The 18265-nt window shown below is 70.2% G+C and carries 18 protein-coding genes; 10 read left to right on the top strand and 8 right to left on the bottom strand.

Annotation, left to right across the window (positions count from 1 at the left end):
• Window positions 1-32 precede the first annotated feature (32 nt).
• From IF46_RS0110550 to IF46_RS0110535, 4 genes are all read right to left on the bottom strand, one after another.
• The gene (locus IF46_RS0110550) at window positions 33-1022 is read right to left on the bottom strand and encodes a sigma-70 family RNA polymerase sigma factor (RefSeq protein WP_030488125.1); all 990 of its coding nucleotides are present in this window, start codon (window positions 1020-1022) and stop codon (window positions 33-35) included.
• Between the two features lie 377 nt (window positions 1023-1399).
• Window positions 1400-2341 (bottom strand): N-acetylmuramic acid 6-phosphate etherase, encoded by a 942-nt coding sequence (gene murQ / locus IF46_RS0110545; protein WP_051723823.1) that lies wholly within the window; start codon window positions 2339-2341, stop codon window positions 1400-1402.
• Window positions 2338-3252: a MurR/RpiR family transcriptional regulator gene (locus IF46_RS0110540; RefSeq protein WP_030488123.1), complete on the bottom strand. Its 915-nt coding sequence runs from the start codon at window positions 3250-3252 to the stop codon at window positions 2338-2340. Before IF46_RS0110540 ends, murQ begins: the two co-directional genes overlap by 4 nt.
• Before the next feature lie 76 nt (window positions 3253-3328).
• Window positions 3329-4345, bottom strand: coding sequence for an NAD-dependent epimerase/dehydratase family protein (locus tag IF46_RS0110535; protein WP_036391681.1), 1017 nt, complete (start codon window positions 4343-4345; stop codon window positions 3329-3331).
• A 170-nt stretch (window positions 4346-4515) separates the two neighbouring features.
• Here IF46_RS0110535 and IF46_RS0110530 point away from each other — a divergent pair, with 170 nt between their 5' ends.
• On the top strand, window positions 4516-5208 hold the full coding sequence (locus IF46_RS0110530) for an SDR family NAD(P)-dependent oxidoreductase (protein WP_030488121.1): 693 nt from the start codon (window positions 4516-4518) through the stop codon (window positions 5206-5208).
• Here IF46_RS0110530 and IF46_RS0110525 read toward each other — a convergent pair.
• Window positions 5193-5861, bottom strand: coding sequence for a thymidylate kinase (locus IF46_RS0110525; protein WP_157562908.1), 669 nt, complete (start codon window positions 5859-5861; stop codon window positions 5193-5195). The two genes, IF46_RS0110530 and IF46_RS0110525, sit on opposite strands and share 16 nt — an antisense overlap.
• A gap of 182 nt (window positions 5862-6043) precedes the next feature.
• Here IF46_RS0110525 and IF46_RS0110520 point away from each other — a divergent pair, with 182 nt between their 5' ends.
• From IF46_RS0110520 to IF46_RS34745, 4 genes are read left to right on the top strand one after another with little or no spacing between them, the layout of a single operon-like run.
• Complete coding sequence (locus IF46_RS0110520) at window positions 6044-6628, top strand: nucleotidyltransferase (protein WP_030488119.1); 585 nt, start codon at window positions 6044-6046, stop codon at window positions 6626-6628.
• Window positions 6625-6900: a hypothetical protein gene (locus IF46_RS0110515; protein ID WP_030488118.1), complete on the top strand. Its 276-nt coding sequence runs from the start codon at window positions 6625-6627 to the stop codon at window positions 6898-6900. Before IF46_RS0110520 ends, IF46_RS0110515 begins: the two co-directional genes overlap by 4 nt.
• Window positions 6901-6910: 10 nt before the next feature.
• Window positions 6911-7687, top strand: coding sequence for a metallophosphoesterase family protein (locus IF46_RS0110510; RefSeq protein ID WP_030488117.1), 777 nt, complete (start codon window positions 6911-6913; stop codon window positions 7685-7687).
• Window positions 7678-7821 carry a GPGG-motif small membrane protein gene (locus IF46_RS34745; RefSeq protein ID WP_007464364.1) on the top strand — a complete coding sequence of 48 codons (144 nt, stop codon included), beginning with the start codon at window positions 7678-7680 and terminating at the stop codon, window positions 7819-7821. Before IF46_RS0110510 ends, IF46_RS34745 begins: the two co-directional genes overlap by 10 nt.
• Before the next feature lie 115 nt (window positions 7822-7936).
• On the opposite strand, the gene IF46_RS0110500 is transcribed toward IF46_RS34745, so the two are convergent.
• The gene (locus IF46_RS0110500; protein ID WP_030488116.1) at window positions 7937-8710 is read right to left on the bottom strand and encodes a M23 family metallopeptidase; all 774 of its coding nucleotides are present in this window, start codon (window positions 8708-8710) and stop codon (window positions 7937-7939) included.
• A gap of 250 nt (window positions 8711-8960) precedes the next feature.
• On the opposite strand from IF46_RS0110500, the gene IF46_RS0110495 reads away from it, so the two are divergent.
• From IF46_RS0110495 to IF46_RS0110475, 5 genes are all read left to right on the top strand, one after another.
• Window positions 8961-10304: an ABC transporter substrate-binding protein gene (locus IF46_RS0110495; RefSeq protein ID WP_030488115.1), complete on the top strand. Its 1344-nt coding sequence runs from the start codon at window positions 8961-8963 to the stop codon at window positions 10302-10304.
• Window positions 10305-10370: 66 nt separating this feature from the next.
• Complete coding sequence (locus IF46_RS0110490; RefSeq protein ID WP_030488114.1) at window positions 10371-11417, top strand: carbohydrate ABC transporter permease; 1047 nt, start codon at window positions 10371-10373, stop codon at window positions 11415-11417.
• A 1-nt stretch (window position 11418) separates the two neighbouring features.
• Window positions 11419-12387: a carbohydrate ABC transporter permease gene (locus IF46_RS0110485; RefSeq protein WP_030488113.1), complete on the top strand. Its 969-nt coding sequence runs from the start codon at window positions 11419-11421 to the stop codon at window positions 12385-12387.
• A gap of 69 nt (window positions 12388-12456) precedes the next feature.
• Entirely contained in the window at window positions 12457-13503 is a 1047-nt protein-coding gene (locus IF46_RS0110480) for a LacI family DNA-binding transcriptional regulator (protein ID WP_030488112.1), read from the top strand.
• A 34-nt stretch (window positions 13504-13537) separates the two neighbouring features.
• Window positions 13538-15211, top strand: coding sequence for a glycoside hydrolase family 13 protein (locus IF46_RS0110475; protein ID WP_030488111.1), 1674 nt, complete (start codon window positions 13538-13540; stop codon window positions 15209-15211).
• Between the two features lie 90 nt (window positions 15212-15301).
• Here the strand turns inward: IF46_RS0110475 and IF46_RS0110470 are convergent, their stop codons facing one another.
• Window positions 15302-16735 carry an MFS transporter gene (locus IF46_RS0110470; protein ID WP_030488110.1) on the bottom strand — a complete coding sequence of 478 codons (1434 nt, stop codon included), beginning with the start codon at window positions 16733-16735 and terminating at the stop codon, window positions 15302-15304.
• Window positions 16736-16829: 94 nt separating this feature from the next.
• Window positions 16830-18257, bottom strand: coding sequence for a xylulokinase (gene xylB / locus IF46_RS0110465; protein WP_030488109.1), 1428 nt, complete (start codon window positions 18255-18257; stop codon window positions 16830-16832).
• Window positions 18258-18265: the final 8 nt, after the last annotated feature.

Below are 18265 nucleotides of genomic sequence, written 5' to 3'. Positions count from 1 at the left end.
GACGCCGGCCGTTCGCCGTCATTACTACCAGGTCAGGCTGCCTGCAGCCCTTCGGCCCGGGCCAGCTCACGCAGCCGGCCGAGGGCCTGGATCTCCAGTTGCCGGATCCGCTCACGGGACAGCGAGAACCGGGACGCGACCTCGGTGAGCGAGTGCTCCCGGCCGTCCTCCAGCCCGTAGCGGGCCCGCATGATGCCGGCGGACCGGTCGTCGAGGTGGTTGAGCAGCCCCTCGATGCGCTGCCGCTCCAGGCCGCTGAGGACGATGTCCTCCGGCGACGGCGCGTCACTGTCGGCGACCAGGTCGCCGAGTTTGGTGTCGCCATCGTCGCCCACCGGGGTGTCGAGCGAAACGGTGTCCTGCGACCAGCGGCGCAGCTCGTTCACCCGCTCGACGGTGACGCCGAGGGCGTTGGCGATCTGCTCCGGCTCCGGGTCGCTGCCCAACTCACGGGTCAACTGCCGCGCCACGTTGCGCATCCGGTTGACGTCCTCCACCAGGTGCACCGGCAGACGGACGGTGCGCTCCTGCTGGGCGATCGCCCGGCTGATCGCCTGGCGGATCCACCAGGTCGCATAGGTGGAGAACTTGTAACCGCGCTCGTAGTCGAACTTCTCGACCGCCCGGACCAGGCCGGTGTTGCCCTCCTGGATCAGGTCCAGCATGGGCATCCCCGAGCGCACGTAGCGTCGGGCGATCGAGACGACCAGTCGGAGGTTGGCGCGGATGAAGAGGTCCTTCGCCCGCTCTCCCTCGACGACCAGCCACTCCAGGTCGGCCCGGTCGACACCGGCGGGAACGGCTTCCTCACCGAGCAGGTGCTCGGCGTAGAGGCCGGCCTCGATCGCCTTGGAGAGGTCGACCTCCATGGCGGCGTCCAGCAGTGGCGTCCGGGAGATCTCGTGCAGGTAGACGCCGACCAGGTCGCGCTCCTCGGCAACCTCGTCGGTTCGCATGCCGATGTTCTTGTCCACGTTGCCCACGGTCCCCTCGCTCGCGCCGGTTGCCCGGTTCCTTGCCATTCCCCACGCCTGTCAGCCCCTGGTAACTTCTGCTGTGCCCATCGGTGCTGACACCTACACAACAGATGAGACGTGTCGGGGATTCCTCGTCGTGAGTCGAAAGTGTCACGAATGCCTGAGTAGTAGCTGAGAGCACGGTCCATGTTTGCTGTCAGCACCCCATCGGGTGGCTCGCCACTGGGCACCACGTACGGGTTACCGCACCATGGCAACACCACCCGCCGCGGGGGCACAGCGACCCGGGTCACCACCGCACTGCGATCCTGGTCACTGCCAGATACGCACCGGTGGACCGGTTGGTTCATCCACGAGGGTGTTATTACCCCCGGGCTAGATGAACAATCCGAGGCCCCGTTCGCTTCCCGGGACCCTCGGCGCTAGGAGGCGAGCAGGGCGAGGGCGCCGCGCACCTGGTCGGCCGAGCGGGCCAGCGCGGCCCGTGCGGCGTCGATCTCGGCGCCCGAGACAAGGGAGACGAGCGCCGTCTTGAGGTCGCCGTCGGCCTTGGTGAGGGCCTGCTGGGAGATGTCCTCGGAGCAGCCGGTGGCCTCGACCAGAATCGAGATCATTCGTCCGCGGAGTTTCGCGTTGGTGGCCACCATATCGATCATGAGGTTCGAGTAGACCCGCCCCAGGCGCACCATGACGGCGGTCGAGAACGTGTTGAGCACCAACTTCTGCGCCGTGCCCGCCTTCATCCGGGTCGACCCGGTGACCACCTCGGGTCCGGTGTCCACCCCGATGAACACGTCGACCGACCGGGCGGCCTCCGCCTCCGGATTGGCGCAGAGCAGCACCGTCGAAGCGCCGTTGGCGCGGGCCGCGGCAAGCGCCCCGAGGACGTACGGCGTGCGTCCGCTGGCCGCCAGACCAACCACCAGGTCACCGGCGCGCACACAACTCGCCGCCTCGACCGCGCCGCCCCCGTTATCGTCCTCGGCGTCCTCCACGGCCCGCCACATGGCGTCCGGGCCTCCCGCGAGGTGTGCGCAGAACCAGTGTCGGGGGGAGTTGAAGGTGGGGGCCAACTCGGCGGCGTCGAGCACACCGAGTCGGCCGGAGGTGCCGGCCCCGAAGTAGTGCACCCGGTGACCGCCGCGAAGCGCCGCGACCGCCAGGTCGACGGTGGTGGCGATCTCGTCGAGCACCGCGGCGACCGCTGCGGGCACTCGCCGGTCCGCCTCGTTGATGACGGTGAGCACGTCGCGGGTCGACATCAGGTCGAGGTCGACGCTGAGCGGATTACGCCGTTCGGTGGGGGCGCCCACCCGGACCGTCGGGCGGGCGGGCGATGCGGGCAGGTCCGCACCGGCCGTCATGCCCGCCTCCGGTTGGCACCCACCCGGTGCGACTGGACCGCCTCAGCGGTCGCCTCGAGGGCCTTGCGGGCCCGGGCCCGGTTGCGGGCGGCCACCCCTACGAAGAGGCAGTCGACAACTGTGAGCTGGGCCAACCGGCTGGCCGTCGCGCCGGAGCGGTAGGTGGTTTCCCGAGCCGCCGTGGTCAGCACGAAGTCCGCCACGTCGGTGATCGGCGAGCGTGGGAAGTTGGTCAACGCGACGGTTGCGGCACCGCGCGTACGGGCCTGCTCCAGCACCTCGATCACGTCGGAGGTGGTGCCGGTGTGCGAGATGCCGATCGCCACGTCACCCCGGCCGAGGAGAGCGGCCGAGGTCAGCGCGGTGTGCACGTCCGGGAAGTAGAACGCGATCCGGCCGATGCGGTGCAGCTTCTGCTGGAAGTCCGAGGCGACGAACCCGCTGGCGCCGGCTCCGTAGATGTCGATCCGGCCGGCACCGCTGATCGCCTCGACCACCTGCTCGCAGACGGCAGGGTCGAGTTGCTCGGCAGTCTCCTCGACCGCGCGGGCGTCGTTGAACGCGATGGTGGCGATGATCTGGGCCAGGTCGGCGCCGGGCGGGATGTCACCGCCGACCACCCGGGCGTCCGGTGGCTCGATCCGGCGGGCGGCCTCGGCGGCGAGGCGAATGCGCAGCTGGGGGTAACCATCCATGCCCACCGAACGGCAGAACCGGATGACTGTCGCCTCCGATGTCTCGGCTGCGGTGGCGAGGTCGGTGATTGTTCGCCGGGCGGCGGCGGCCGGGTCGGAGACGACCAGCCGGGCGACCCGCTGCTCGGCGGGCGACAGCGATGGCAACAGCCCGCTGATGTGGACGATCAGTCCACCGGGCTCGTGACTCGCAGAAATCTTCGGACTCTTCGCCACGGGTGAAACTTACTTTCACGAAGCGTGAGCGTCAACTATGACTGTCCGAGGTGGGGGAAACTGTGATCAGCCGGGATCACCGGTCCCGCACAGCCTGCCACTTCCCCAGGATCGCCGCCTCATCCGCCGGGTCGAGTCCACCCTGCCGGACGGCGGCCGGGTGTGCGGTCATCCAGGACGCGGTCGCCCGAACGGTGTCGAACAACGGACGGATCGTCAACCCGGCGTCCAGGGCCGGTCGGACGTCCCGGTCCATCAGGCCACCGGTCTCCGGCAGTCGCACCCAGAGCGGCAACGCCCGCTCCCCCGACCACTCGCGTACGTCGTTGGCGAGCAGGAACTCCTGGTCGACCCAGGTGAGGAGCGGATCGGCGACGCCCAGCCCGGCGGCCACCCCGGCCAACAGCTCGGCCCGGGACATCGCCGGGCCGGTGCCGTCGTACGTGCCGGCGAGGCGGGTGCCGGCGGCGTGCAGCAACCAACGTGCCAGATCGGCGACGTCCACGAACTGCACCCGGTCGGTCGGCCGTCCGGGTGCCAGCACCTCACCACCGGCCGACAGCCGCCGCACCCAGTACGGGAAGCGGTCGCTCGGGTCCTCAGCGCCGACGATCAGCCCCGCCCGGCACACGAACGAACGGTCCACCCCCATCCGCTCCCGAACCAGCTCCTCGATGCTCACCTTGCACTCGCCGTACCAGCGGTGGTCCGGGCCGATCGGACCGTCCACGTCCGGCGGTGCCGGCGCCAACAGCGGCGCGTCCGCCGCGGTCTGGCCCGGGGTGGTGTAGTCCGCGTACACCGAGATCGTCGACACGAACGACCAGTGGCCAACGTGGTCGGAGAGCGCGGCGAGGGCATGCCGGGCATGGCTGACCTGACGGGTCACGTCGACCACCGCGTCGAAACCCGCGTCGGCGAGCGGAACGAGCGCCTCAGGATCGTCGCGGTCGGCCGACACGAACCGCGCACCGGCCGGCACGACGCCGGACAGCCCCCGGGCCGCACAGGTCACCTCATGCCCCTGCTCGACGGCGAGCCGAGCCGTTTCCCGGCCGAGAAACCGGGTGCCACCGAGAATGAGTATCCGCATCCGCCGATACTGCGCCCCCCGACGCCCAACGAACCAGCCGCTCTGCCCACGGCAGACCGCGATCATGAAGTTGTTGCCACTCAGCTCGGCGTGTCACGGCAATAACTTCATGATCGACGGAGGAGGGCGGAGGGACGCGGAGGGAAGTGGGGGGCACTAGCGTGGGGTTCATGGCAGAGGGCAGCGTGTTGGTGACCGGTGGTTCTGGCGGGCTGGGCGGGGCTGTCGTCGCCGCGTTCGTCGAGGCGGGCTGGCGGGTGGTCGTACCGGAGCGGAAAACCCGGCCCGGGTCGGAGCCGGCGGCGGCCGGACTGGTCCGGGTGATCGCGGACCTGGGCGAGCCGGCGGGCGCTGCGCAGGCGGTCGAGGCCGCCGCCGGCGAGCCGGCGGCGCCGCTGCGCGCGGTGGTCAACCTCGTCGGGGGGTACGCCAGCGGTCCGCTGGTGCACGAGACCCCGGTCGAGGAGTTCGAGCGGATGCTCACCATCAACCTGCGGCCCACCTACCTGGTCACCCAGGCCGCGTTGCCACACCTGGTGGCGGCCGGCGGCGGCGCGGTGGTCTGCGTCTCGGCCCGTGCGGCGCTCGCCCCGTTCCGCGGCGCGGCCGGCTACTCGACGGCCAAGGCGGCGGTGCTGGCCTTCGCCAACGCGGTCGCGGTGGAGTACCGGCCCCACCACGTGCGCTGCAACACCGTGCTGCCCAGCGTCATCGACACCCCGGCGAACCGGGCGGCCCAGCCCGACGCCGACCATTCCCGCTGGGTGACTCCGGACGAGATCGCGCCGGTGATCCGGTTCCTCGCGTCGGCCGAGTCCGCCCCGACCAGCGGCGCCACCGTTCCGGTCTACGGGCGGGCCTGAACGACCACCGGGTCGACGTCACCCCCGGCCGACGCGGACGGCGGCAGCCAGGTCTCCAGGTGCGCCTGGATCTGCTCGGTCACCTCCTCGGCCGGGCGCCCGGCGTCCACAAGCACGAAGCTGGGGTATTCGGGCAGTGTCCGGTAGGCGGTGTCGGCAGCGGTCAGCCAGCCCATCGTCTCGTGGTCGGTGCCCCGTTCCTCGATTCGCCGGTACGCCTCGGCCGGATCGACGGCGAGCAGGAAGGTCACCTGCGGCGTCGGGAACAGCCGGTAGCCGGCCCGCGCGAACCGCTCCCAGCGCTGCCCGCCATGCGCCCGGATGCTCGCGTACTGGCAGGCCGAGTAGCGGTCCATCACCGCTGTCCGGCCGGTGAGCAGGCAGCTGAGCAGGGCGATGGCGATGGCGAGCCAACGCAGCACCGACTCGACGGCGAGCACGCCGTCCCGACCGACCAGCCGTTGCGCGTCTGGTCGGCCCAGTCGGTGGGCGAGCCGGCCGAGCCAGCGTCGGCCACTGGCGTTGCGGCGGTAGGTGGCGGGGCGGCCGGCGGCGGTCAGCGCGTCGGCCAGTCGGTGTGCCTGAGTGGTCTTGCCCGAACCGTCGATGCCGATCAGGGCGACGGTGCGCAATCGGGCCTTGCGTCGTCGCATCCCCGATGATCTGGCCACTCTCCACAGGTTATCCGACCCACGCACCTGCTCTGCGGGGTTTGTGGTGGTTCATCCCTGTTGACGCCCGACCGCGACACCAGCAGGTGTGGCCGACCGGTTTGCCGGGTACCGGAGTTTGAAATCCAACCGCCGGTCCACCAACACGACGACGGAGGAACCAGATGGCTGAGCGCGGGGACGAGAGTCTTGTGCACACCCTCAAGAAGGTCGCCGCCGTGCTCAAGCAGTCCGAGATTCCGTTCGCCCTGGGCGGCAGCTTCGCCGTCTATGCCCACGGGGGCCACTCCAGCGACCACGACGTCGACTTCCTGATCCGGGAGGCGGACGTGGAACAGGCGCTGGAGGCCCTGGTGGCCGCCGGCTTCGTCGCCGAACGCCCACCGGAGGACTGGCTGGTCAAGGTCTTCGACGACGACCGGATGGTGGACCTGATCCACCGGCCGATCGAGACGCCGGTGACCGAGGAGACGTTCGCCGACACGGTCGTCCGACCGGTGGACGCGATCCACATGCCGGTCCTGTCCGCCACCCAGCTGATGGTGCACAAACTGCTCAGCTTCTCCCAGCACTACTGCGACTTCGCCCGCGGTCTGCCGCTGGCCCGGTCGCTGCGGGAGCAGATCGACTGGGAACGGGTACGCAAGGAGACGCAGCACTCGCCGTACGCCGAGGCGTTCCTGGTGCTGCTGGACCGGCTGGAGGTGGTGCCGGCCGCCGGCACCCAGCCAGGAGAGGGGACATCGTGACCCACCATCGCGACATCGGCGCCGATCCACCGGACGAGTACGTCGAAGCGGAGATCCACCGACTGCTCGCCGAGGACCCGGCCGTCGCCGAACAGGGGATCACCGTGGTTCGACGGGAACGCGCCCTCGTGCTCTACGGCGAGGTGGAGAGCCCGCACCGGCGGGAGGAGATCCTGCGTCGGGTGTCCGAGCGCTTCCCGGACGTGCCGATCACCAGCGACATCGGGGTGATCCGCGCCCAAGCGCCCACGGAGATCGAGCAACTGCCCTGAGGGAGGTTCCATGGTGATCCGGATCGCCGCTGTGGGCGACGTGCATCTGGACGAGGACGTGGTCGGCCGGTTCCGACCGGCGTTGGAGGAGCTGCCGGAGTGCGCCGACGTGCTGCTGCTGGCCGGGGACCTGACCCGGCACGGCACCGAGGCCGAGGCGCGCTGTGTGGCGGAGGAGTTCGGTGGGTTGGCCGTACCGGTGGTGACCGTGCTGGGCAACCACGACCACCAGTGTGACCAGGTGCCACAGGTGGTCAAGGTGCTCCAGGACGCGGGCATCACCGTGCTGGAGGGCAACGGCGTGGTGCTGGACTGTGCCGGTGGCCGGCTCGGCATCGCCGGCGTCAAGGGCTTCGGCGGCGGGTTCGCCGGGCGGTGCGCGAGTGACTTCGGCGAGCCGGAGATGAAGGCCTTCGTGCGGACCACCACCGACAGCGCGGACCGTCTCGGCGCGGCGTTGCGCTCGCTGGACTGCGACATGCTTGTCGCGCTCACCCACTACTCACCGGTGCCGGACACGCTGGCCGGCGAACCGTTGGAGATCTACCCGTTCCTCGGGTCGTACCAGCTGGGGCAGGCGATCGACTCGGCCCCCACGGCGCTGGCCCTACACGGGCACGCGCACGCCGGCACCGAGCGCGGCACCACCCCCGGTGGGGTACGCGTACGCAACGTCGCGCACCCGGTGATCAAGCAGGCGTACAGCGTGTTTCACGTTGGCGATCAACTCGACACCGACCAGGTTTCCCCGATCGGCCAGTCGGGTATTCAGAGGTCATGGAGCTGATTCTCTGGATTCTCGCAGTCGTACTCGTGGTCGCCGGCATCCTCGCGCTGTTCCGCCGGCAGATCCTGTGGGGCATCGTCCTCATCGTCGTCGGGCTGTTGGTCGGCCCGGGTGGTGTCAGCATCTTCAATTAGCGTTCGTTCGGCATAACACCGGGACCCGCCGGGGTCGCCGCGACCGAAGCTCCGTCCTCCCGACAGGAGCATCGGCCGCAGCGATCCCGGCGCTTTTTGTCCGTTTCCTAGCCGCTCAGCAGCGGGGCACGCCGGGGATGTACCCGTCGGAGCCGGTGTAGACGTACGCGTCGGCGATGTAGCGGCCGGAGCCGATCCGATCCCAGATCGAGCTGGTGCCGTACGTGCCGGTGACCGTGGTGCCACTGGTCTGGCAGGCGATGGTCACCCGGGTGCCGTCGGCGACGGTGCCCACCGAGGCGTACCCGGTGCCGGGGCCGGAGCGGACCGTCAGCGGCGTGCCGCTGGTGTCGACAGTGCCGTTGCCGCCGCCCGAAGAGCACCCGTTGTCGCTGGTGTAGCTCTTGCTGCCCCAGTAGAGCCCGAGGGTGCCGTTGAAGCGGACCTGGACGTCGCTGCCGTTGAGGCGCTGCTCGTAGTGCAGGTGTGGGCCGGTCGAGCCGCCGGTGCTGCCGACCCAGCCGAGCACCTTGCCGTACCCGACCGTCTGCCCGACCGAGACGTTGAAGCCCTGCAGGTGCGCGTAGTAGGTGCTGTAACCGCCCCCGTGGTTGATTCGGACGTACTTGCCGTAGCTGGTGCCGCCGAGGTCGGTCACTCGGTCGACGGTGCCGGGGGCGCTGGCGACCACCGGGTCGCCGAGGTCGTCGGTGCGGTTGAAGTCGACTGCGTACGCCGGGCTGTGGTCCGACCGGGTCTGCCCGGACCAGGACTGACCGCACGGGAACGGCACCTTGAAGGTTGGCGCGGCCAGCGCCGGACTCGCCGGCACCAGCGCTCCCCCGACGAAGAGACCCGTCACCAGCAGGCTGATCCACCGCTTTCGCATACAGCTCCTCCTATGTCGAAAACCTTCGATCCGGCCTGATCAGCCTGACAGATTTCGTCAATCTTCGGAAGAGCCCGCAGCGCACCTCGGGTGCATGCCCACCAGGCAGCCCGCAGGTTTCCGGATTGTTACTCGCTCGTGTCTGACAGGGGGTGGACCGGGCCGGATGCAAGCGCTTACATGTGTGCACGCCCAATCGGACCGGCGACGGGTCACCAGCACGACCGCGCCGGCTAGGAAGGAGGACGGCATGGCCGTCTTTACCAGACCACGCCAGGCCTTCGCGATCGCTGGTGTGATCGGACTGGCGCTCAGCGCCACCGCCTGCGGTACCGGCGACGACAAGAAGAGCAGCAAGGCAGGCTCCGCGGAGTGTGCCGCATACGAGAAGTACGACGGCAACGACGGCAAGAAGGTCTCCATCTACGCGTCCATCCGTGACGCCGAGGCCGACCTGCTCAGGAACTCCTGGAAGTCGTTCGAGGACTGCACCGGCATCGAGATCGACTACGAGGGCAACGCCGAGTTCGAGGCGCAGCTCCCGGTCCGGGTCGACGGCGGAAACGCACCCGACCTGGCCTTCGTGCCCCAGCCCGGCCTGGTCAAGCGGTTCGCCGACGCCGGCAAGCTGAAGTCCCTCGGGGCCGACACCAAGACGATGGCCGAGCAGAACCTGCCGGCCGACTGGCTGAAGTACGGCACCGTCAACGGCACCCTCTACGGCGTGCCGCTCGGCGCCAACGTGAAGTCCTTCGTCTGGTACTCGCCGAAGCTCTTCAAGGAGAAGGGCTGGACGGTCCCGACCAGCTGGGACGACCTGATCAAGCTCAGCGACACGATCGCGGCAAGCGGCATCAAGCCGTGGTGCGCTGGCATCGAGTCCGGTGACGCCACCGGCTGGCCGGCCACCGACTGGATCGAGGACGTGATCCTGCGTACGCAGGGCCCCGAGGTCTACGACCAGTGGACCACCCACGCCATCCCGTTCAACGACCCGCGGATCGTCGACGCGGTCAACCGGGCCGGCACGATCCTGAAGAACGAGAAGTACATGAACGGCGGCTTCGGCGGGGTGAAGAGCATCGGCACCACCGCCTTCGGTGAGGCCGGGCTGCCGGTGACCACCGGCAAGTGCGCCATGCACCGGCAGGCGTCGTTCTACGCCAACCAGTTCCCCAAGGGCACCAAGGTGGCCGAGGACGGTGACGCCTTCGCGTTCTACTTCCCGGCCATCGACACGGCCAAGGGCAAGCCGGTGCTCGGCGCGGGCGAGTTCGTCGTCGGCTACACCGACCGCCCCGAGGTGCAGGCGGTGCAGACCTACCTCGCCTCGGCTGAGTACGTCAACAGCCGCGCGAAGCTCGGCAACTGGGTCACGGCGAACAACAAGCTGGACATCGCCAACGTCGCCAGCCCGATCGACAAGCTCTCCGTCCAGATCCTGCAGGACAAGACCGGCGTCTTCCGCTTCGACGGATCCGACCTGATGCCGGCCGCGGTCGGCGCGGGAACGTTCTGGAAGGGCATGGTCGAGTGGATCAACGGCAAGGACACCGCGACGGTGCTTCAGGGCATCGAGAGCAGCTGGAAGTGATCTGAACGGTGGGCCGGTCCGCACCCGCGGGCCGGCCCACCGGCGGATCTGGACCTGGGAGGGTCGATGGAGTTCGACTTCGCTGAGCAACAGCCGAAGTTCCTCATGCTGATGTACGGGCTGATCGCTTTCGTCGCGGTGGTGGGCGGTCTGCTCCTGCTTCTCGACGTGGTGCCGGCCTGGTTCGCTCGGCGGCGAGAGGCGCAGCTGGTCGCCGCGTCCGTCAGCGGTGCCCCGCTCCCCCGCCGGCGCAAGCAGGGGGAGGGACTCTTCGCGCTCTTCTTCCTGCTGCCGACGTTGCTACTGCTCACGGTCGGGTTGGTCATACCGGCCATTCGCACCACGCTGCTCTCCCTGATGGACGGGACCAGCACCAACTGGGTGGGGCTGCGCAACTACGGCTGGATGTTCGCCGAAGACACGATCTTCCGAGTCTTGATCAACACCCTGATCTGGGTGCTCCTGGTCCCGCTGGTGGCGACCGGGTTCGGCCTGATCTACGCCGTCCTGGTGGACAAGGCCCGGTTCGAGGCGGTGGCCAAGTCACTGATCTTCCTGCCGATGGCGATCTCGTTCGTCGGTGCCAGCATCATCTGGAAGTTCGTCTACGCCTACCGGGGTGAAGGCGACCAGATCGGCCTGCTCAACCAGATCGTGGTCACCCTCGGCGGTGAGCCGCAGCAGTGGCTGCTCGAATCACCACTGAACACGCTGCTGCTGATCGTCATCATGGTCTGGATCCAGGCCGGTTTCGCCATGGTGGTGCTCTCCGCCGCGATCAAGTCGATCCCCGGGGACATCGTCGAAGCCGCCCGGCTCGACGGTGTCAGCCCGTGGCAGATGTTCTGGCAGATCACCATGCCGAGCATCCGACCGGCGTTGATCGTCGTGATGGTGACCCTCACGATCGCCTCGCTCAAGGTCTTCGACATTGTGCGGACCACGACCAACGGCAACTACGACACCAGCGTGATCGCCAACGAGATGTACAACCAGGCGTTCCGGTACGGCCAGAACGGGCAGGGTTCCGCGCTCGCGGTCTTCCTCTTCATCCTGGTCATCCCGGTCGTGATCTACCAGATCCGCAACCTCCGTCAGCAGCGGGAGGGCTGAGATGACGACCGCAACGCCCACCGTCGCCGTCGGCACGCAGAAGACCGACGGCACCCCGACCACCACGGCCGGACGGGTCCGCAAGCGGCTGAACAGCCGCACCGCGACGCTCGTCTCGATCGTCATCGCGGTGCTCTGGACCATCCCGACCTTCGGCCTGCTCGTCTCCTCACTCCGGCCGGAGGACGAGATCAAGACCACCGGCTGGTGGACCGGGTTCACCAACCCGCAGTTCACCCTGGAGAACTACCAGCAGGTCCTGTTCGGGCAGTCCTCGTCCTCCGGGCAACTCGCCGGCTCCTTCATCAACTCGCTGGCGATCACCATCCCGTCGGTGCTCTTCCCGCTCGCCTTCGCGTGCCTTGCCGCGTACGCGCTGGCGTGGATCAAGTTCCGTGGCCGGGACTGGCTCTACATCGCGATCTTCGCGCTGCAGATCGTGCCGTTGCAGATGGCCCTGGTTCCGCTACTGAAGTTCTTCTCCACCGGCGTCACGCTCGGCGGCGTCACCCTGATGCCGGCCTGGGACCTGGTCGACGAGCAGAAGTTCGCCCAGGTGTGGTTCGCGCACACCTGCTTCGCGCTTCCGTTCGCCGTCTTCCTGCTGCACAACTTCATCTCGCAACTGCCGGGTGACCTGATGGAGGCGGCCCGGGTCGACGGGGCCACCCACCCGAAGATCTTCCGCACCATCGTGCTGCCCCTGATCACCCCGGCGCTGGCGGCGTTCGGCATCTTCCAGTTCCTCTGGGTCTGGAACGACCTGCTGGTCGCGCTGATCTTCGCGGGCGGTGGCAACGAGACCGCCCCGCTCACCGTCAAGCTCGCCGAGATGGCCGGCACCCGGGGCAACGAGTGGCAGCGCCTGACTGCCGGCGCGTTCGTCAGCATCGTCGTACCGCTCATCGTGTTCCTGTCCCTGCAGCGCTTCTTCGTGCGAGGTCTGCTCGCCGGCAGCGTCAAGGGCTGACCCGCGTGCCCGCCGCCGCCTGGCCCCTCGGGCGGCGGCGGGCACGGCGGGCACCGAGCGGGGGAAACCGTGACGAAGATCGATGATGTGGCCCGGCTGGCTGGGGTGTCCACGGCCACCGTCTCTCGGGCGCTACGCGGACTGCCGACGGTCTCCGCAGCCACCCGGCGCCGGGTCCTCGCCGCCGCCGAGCAGCTCGACTACGAGGTCTCACCCAGTGCGTCCCGGCTCGCCGGCGGCCGAACCGGCACGGTCGCGGTGGTGGTCCCCCGGATCACCCGCTGGTTCTTCAGCACGGTCGTCGAGGCGGTCGAGGAGTACCTCCACCAGTCCGGCTACGACCTGCTGCTCTACAACCTGGGCGGCCGGGAACAAGTCCGCCAGCGGGTCCTGCGTACGGCCAACCTGCACAAGCGGGTGGACGCCATCATGCTGGTCGCCACGCCACTGCGGCCGGCCGACCTGACCGCGCTGGCCGCCCTCGAACTGCCCGGAGTCACCATCAGCTCGGGCAGCAGGGTGCCCAACTGGCCGTGCGTACGGATCGACGACGTGGCGGCGGCGCGGGCCGCCACCCGGCACCTGATCGACCTCGGCCATCAGCGAATCGCCCACATCTCGGGCGACCCGGACGACGAGTTGGCCTTCACCACCCACCTCGACCGACGCCGGGGTTACCAAGCGGCACTGCGCTCCGCCGGCCTGCGACCCGACCCGAGCCTCGATATCGAGTCCAGCTTCACCATCGACGGCGGCACCCAGGCCGCCGCCGAACTGCTGGCGCGCGGGGAGCCGCCGACCGCGATCGTCGCCGCCTGCGACGAGATGGCGATGGGCGCGATGACCGCGCTGCGCGACGTCGGGCTGCGGGTGCCGCAGGACGTCAGCGTGATCGGCATCGACAACCACGACCTGGCCGGCGTGCTCGGGCTCAGCACCGTCGCCCAGCCCGCCGCCGAGCAGGGGCGGCTCGCCGCCCAGATGCTGCTCGACCCGCTCGGGGCCCGCCCGCAGGGCCCTATCGTCAGTCAGAGGGGCGCCGGTTGCGACACGCCGGTGGTCCTGCCCACTCGGTTGGTGGTCCGGGATTCAACCGCACCGCCCCGGGCACACTGAACTCACCACCCACAGCGCGACACGGGAGACGACCCTGAACACCGATCCGACCCAGCAGACTCCCTCCGGTCACCCGGTCACCGGCTGGTGGACCGAGGCGACCATCTACCAGATCTACCCCCGCTCGTTCGCCGACTCGGACGGGGATGGCATCGGTGACCTGCCCGGCATCACCGCCCGTCTCGACCACCTGGTCGAGCTGGGCGTGGACGCGGTCTGGCTCTCGCCCTTCTACCCGTCGCCGCAGGCCGACGCCGGCTACGACGTGGCCGACTACCGCGACATCGACCCGCTCTTCGGCACCCTCGCCGACGCGGACAAGCTGATCGCCGAGGCCCGCGCGCGCAACCTGCGGGTGATCGTCGACCTGGTGCCGAACCACACCTCCTCGGCACATCGCTGGTTCCAGGCCGCGCTGCCGGCCGCGCCGGGAAGCCCGCAACGGTCGCGCTACATCTTCCGAGACGGCCGTGGCCCGGCCGGCGACGAGCCGCCGAACGACTGGCAGAGCGTCTTCGGCGGTCCAGCCTGGACCCGGACGGTCGATGCCGACGGGCAGCCCGGCCAGTGGTACCTGCACCTGTTCGACACCGGGCAGCCGGACCTCAACTGGGACAACCCGGAGGTGCACGCCGAGTTCCTGGACGTGCTGCGCTTCTGGCTGGACCGCGGGGTGGACGGCTTCCGGGTCGACGTGGCGCACGGCCTCATCAAGCAGGCCGACCTGGCCGACTGGCAGGAGCCACAGGAGATCCTCTCCGGCAACGAGGGTGACAAGCCCCGCCCGCCGATGTGGGACCAGGACGGCGTACACGAGATCTACCGGCAGTGGCGACAGGTCCTGGACAGCTACCCCGGTGAGCGGGTGCTGGTCGCCGAGGCCTGGGTGGAGCCGGCCGAGCGGCTGGCCCGCTACGTCCGCCCGGACGAGATGCACCAGGCGTTCAACTTCGAGTACCTGCTCGCCGCGTGGACCGCACCGGCCCAGTACGCGGTGATCACCCGTTCGCTGGAGGCGACCGACTCGGTCGGCGCGCCGACCACCTGGGTGCTGTCCAACCACGACGTGGTGCGGCACGCCTCCCGGCTCGGCCTGCCGATCGGCACCGTACGCCCCAACGGCATCGGCATCGGCGACCCACAGCCGGACGCCGCGCTCGGTCTGCGCCGGGCCCGGGCGGCCACCCTGCTGATGCTCGCGCTGCCCGGCTCGGCGTACCTCTACCAGGGCGAGGAGTTGGGGCTGCCCGAGCACATGACCCTGCCGGACGAGGCCCGGCAGGATCCGACCTGGGCGCGCAGCGGGCACACCCAGCGGGGGCGAGACGGCTGCCGGGTGCCGATCCCGTGGGAGGCCAACGCCCCGTCATACGGCTTCGGGCCGACCGACGCGAGCTGGCTGCCGCAACCCGCGCTCTGGGCGGAGTACGCGCTGGATCGCCAGCGCGACGTGCCCGGCTCGACGTACGAGCTGTACCGCATCGCGCTGCGGTTGCGCCGTGCCCACGGGCTGGGTCGCGGCACCCTGGAGTGGTTGTCCTCCGACGACCAGGTGCTGACCTTCCGCAACGGTGAGCTGACCGTGCTGACCAACTTCGGCGCTGCCCCGGTGCCGGTGCCGCCCGGTGCCGAGGTGCTCGCCGCCAGTGCTGCCCTGAACGACGACGGCACCGTCGGGACCGACGTGACCGTCTGGCTGCGCGGCTGATCTCGTGCCGACCGGCCCGTCCCGCAGAGCGGTGCTCGCGGGCGGGCCGGTCGGGGTCTCACCTCTTGACGGCGCGGCGATTCGGCGGGGTCAGAGGCGGTCGGCCCGGGTGTGGAGCAGGTCGTGGACGTTGTCGATGTCCGCTGGTGAGGTCCGCGAGGCGAGCCAGTACATGACACCTGTCGGAATGAAGAAGAGTTGGAACACGGCGAGCCCGACGGCGAAGTTCAGCGGCGGCGGGAATGCCGTTCGCAGTGCCTGGAAGGCCACTCCGACCAGGCCGTTGCCGGCGGCGCGACCAACTCCGTTGACCAGGTTGCCCAGGCTGTAGACCGTGCCTCGGTGCTCGGGTGGGTTGACGTCGGCGATCAGCGCGAACCAGTTCGGTGAGTTGGCCGAGGTCAACGCGAGCGCCACGATCGCGGTGAGCAGGCTCAGCCCGACCGACGGCTCGGTGAACACACTGGCCAGCACGGCACCGATCACCGCGCCGCCGCTCGCGCCGTCCGGCACGTCGATTGTCACCGGGACGAAGAACAACACCAGGTAGAACGGCAGCGCGGCGAGGATGCCGATGGAGGCGACGAGTGCCCGCCCTCGCGGCGTACGGCGTTGCACCGCGTCGCCGATCAGCCCGCCCACGATGGACAGCACCCCGCCGAGCTGGAACAGGGTGGCGAAGACGCTGCCCACCACCACTGCGGTCGACGTCGAGTAACCCTGGGCCTCGGCCCGTTCGGCGAAGAGCACCGGCAGCCAGACCAGCGAGCCGAAGGCCGCCTGCGCGGTCAGACCCTGAAGGATCAGCCACCGGTTGGTCCGGCGGGCCAGGATGCGCGGCAGGTCGGCACGGCTGATCCGATAGTCGTACTCGGCACCGGCGTCCAGTCGGCCGGCCAACTCCGGCTCGCTCTGGCCGCGCCGAACGTCGTACGTGAACAGGTAGGCCACTGTGGCGACCAAGCCGACGCCGGCCAGCAACAGGAACGGCCGCCGCCAGTCGGTCGCCCCGAGCAGCCCACCGACGAGGGTGCCAGCGAGGGTGCCAATCCCCTGGGAGAGCCCCCAGAAGCTCATCACCAGCCCTCGCCGGGTCGGTGAGATCAGGTCGGTGACCACGGAGAAGCCCACCGAGCCGACCGCGCCGAGACCGACCGCCGCGACGAGCTGCGCGGCCAGGAACGTCAGGTAGCCGCCGGCGAGCGCGCTACCGCCGGTGCCCGCCGCCCAGAGCAGCGTGCCCACCATGAGCAGCGGTTTGCGGTTGGTCCGGTCCCCGACGTACGCCCAGCCAACCGCCGCAACCGCGCTGACCAGGAAGCTGACCGCGGTGACCACGCCGAGCAGCCGACCGGACACGTCGAACGCGTCGGAGATCGGGCCGTACAGGGGCGGGACCAGGCCGATCGCCACGTTGTCCAGCGAGGCGAGCAGCACGAACACCACGACGCTGTAGAGCCGGTGCGCCGGCCCACCGCCCCGACCGTGCGGGCGCTGGCCGGGCCCACCACTGGTCACCGTCATGACCGGCAGCCAACCAGACTCGGTGCAGGAGGTCGTCACGCGGGTGGGTGCCGGTCACACTCGAGCGGCACCCACCCGCGTCGATCCCCGATGCTCAGCGCCGGTCGAGGACCAGCCCGCGAGCGGCGGCGTACTGGTCACGCACGGCGGGAACAGCCTCTGCCGCGTACTCCTCGGTGCCCTCCAACGCCCAGACCGGCGGCTCGGCACCGCCCAGGGCGACCCAGGCGGCCTGCCGGGCGGCACCGTCGGCGACGTACTCGCCAGCCGGCGGGACGACGACCGGGCAGCCGAAGACCTGCGGGGCGATCCGACGCACCGCGGCCGACCGGGCTCCCCCGCCGACCAGGATGACCCGGCGGACGGTGGCACCCTGCGCGGTCAACGCGTCCAGACCGTCGGCGAGCGCGCAGAGCATGCCCTCCACGGCGGCCCGCGCCAGGTGCGCGGGGGTCGACGTGCGCAGGGTCAGGCCGTGCACCGCGCCGGTGGCGAGCGGTCGATTCGGCGTCCGCTCCCCCTCCAGGTAGGGCACCATGACCAGCCCGTCCGCACCGGCTGGCGCGGAGAGCGCCAGCTCGGCCAGCTCGTCCAGGCTGACACCGAGCATCGCGGCGGCGGCGTCCAGCACACGGGCCGCGTTGAGCGTGCAGACCAGCGGCAGGAAACGACCGGACGCGTCGGCGAAGCCCGCGACGGCACCGCTCTCGTCGGCGGCTGGTACGTCGGCGACGCTGAACACGGTGCCGGAGGTGCCGATCGAGACGACCACGTCACCCGGGCCGGCGCCGACGCCCAACGCGGCGGCGGCGTTGTCCCCGGTGCCGGCACCGAGCAACGCACCGCCCGGCCCGCCCAGCTCGTCGGCGAGCTTGCCCGCCGACTCCGCCGGACCGATCACCTCGGGCACCACCAACCGCCGACCGAAGCCCCGCTCCAGCAGGTCCAGTCGGTAGTCGCCGGTCGCCGGCGACCAGTAACCGGTGCCGCTGGCGTCGCCCCGGTCGGTGCGCAGCGCACCCAACCCGGGTGCGCCGGCCAGCCGCCAGGTCAGCCAGTCGTGCGGTAGGCAGACGGCGGCCACCCGGGCGGCCAGCTCGGGCTCGTGCTTGGCCAGCCACCGCAGCTTGGTGATGGTGAAGCTGGCCACCGGGACGCTGCCGGTGGCTTCGGCCCAGAACCGACTCCCGGCCGAGCCGCCGCCGGCCTCCTCGATGAGGTCGGCGGCGGCGTCGGCGGATCGGGTGTCGTTCCACAGCAGGGCCGGGCGGACCACCCGGCCGTCCTCGTCGAGGCACACCATGCCGTGCTGCTGGCCGGCGACGGAGATCGCCGCCACGTCGGCCAACCCGCCGGCCTGGTCGGCGGCGCTACGCAGCGCCTGCCACCAGGCTTCCGGGTCGACCTCCGTGCCGTCCGGGTGCGGTGCCCGGCCCTGCCGGAGCAGGGCGCCGGTCTCCGCGTCCCGGATCACCACCTTGCAGGACTGGGTGGACGAGTCAACGCCTGCGACCAACGGCATGGCGGGGC

The sequence above is a fragment of the Micromonospora chokoriensis genome (genome assembly GCF_000718555.1).
Classification (GTDB): Bacteria; Actinomycetota; Actinomycetes; order Mycobacteriales; family Micromonosporaceae; genus Micromonospora; species Micromonospora chokoriensis_B.
Note: the sequence above shows the minus strand (reverse complement) of the source record. Positions and strands in the feature narration are given on the sequence as shown.

Bases quoted from the DNA above. Each gene is read 5' to 3' on its own strand.
- IF46_RS0110525 (WP_157562908.1), bottom strand. From the start codon at position 5,861: ATGCGACGACGCAAGGCCCGATTGCGCACCGTCGCCCTGATCGGCATC.
- IF46_RS0110490 (WP_030488114.1), top strand. From the start codon at position 10,371: ATGGAGTTCGACTTCGCTGAGCAACAGCCGAAGTTCCTCATGCTGATG.
- IF46_RS0110495 (WP_030488115.1), top strand. From the start codon at position 8,961: ATGGCCGTCTTTACCAGACCACGCCAGGCCTTCGCGATCGCTGGTGTG.
- IF46_RS0110470 (WP_030488110.1), bottom strand. From the start codon at position 16,735: ATGACGGTGACCAGTGGTGGGCCCGGCCAGCGCCCGCACGGTCGGGGC.
- IF46_RS0110530 (WP_030488121.1), top strand. From the start codon at position 4,516: ATGGCAGAGGGCAGCGTGTTGGTGACCGGTGGTTCTGGCGGGCTGGGC.
- IF46_RS0110535 (WP_036391681.1), bottom strand. From the start codon at position 4,345: ATGCGGATACTCATTCTCGGTGGCACCCGGTTTCTCGGCCGGGAAACG.
- IF46_RS34745 (WP_007464364.1), top strand. From the start codon at position 7,678: ATGGAGCTGATTCTCTGGATTCTCGCAGTCGTACTCGTGGTCGCCGGC.
- IF46_RS0110500 (WP_030488116.1), bottom strand. From the start codon at position 8,710: ATGCGAAAGCGGTGGATCAGCCTGCTGGTGACGGGTCTCTTCGTCGGG.
- xylB (WP_030488109.1), bottom strand. From the start codon at position 18,257: ATGCCGTTGGTCGCAGGCGTTGACTCGTCCACCCAGTCCTGCAAGGTG.
- IF46_RS0110485 (WP_030488113.1), top strand. From the start codon at position 11,419: ATGACGACCGCAACGCCCACCGTCGCCGTCGGCACGCAGAAGACCGAC.
- IF46_RS0110520 (WP_030488119.1), top strand. From the start codon at position 6,044: ATGGCTGAGCGCGGGGACGAGAGTCTTGTGCACACCCTCAAGAAGGTC.
- murQ (WP_051723823.1), bottom strand. From the start codon at position 2,341: ATGACGGCCGGTGCGGACCTGCCCGCATCGCCCGCCCGCCCGACGGTC.
- IF46_RS0110510 (WP_030488117.1), top strand. From the start codon at position 6,911: ATGGTGATCCGGATCGCCGCTGTGGGCGACGTGCATCTGGACGAGGAC.
- IF46_RS0110550 (WP_030488125.1), bottom strand. From the start codon at position 1,022: ATGGCAAGGAACCGGGCAACCGGCGCGAGCGAGGGGACCGTGGGCAAC.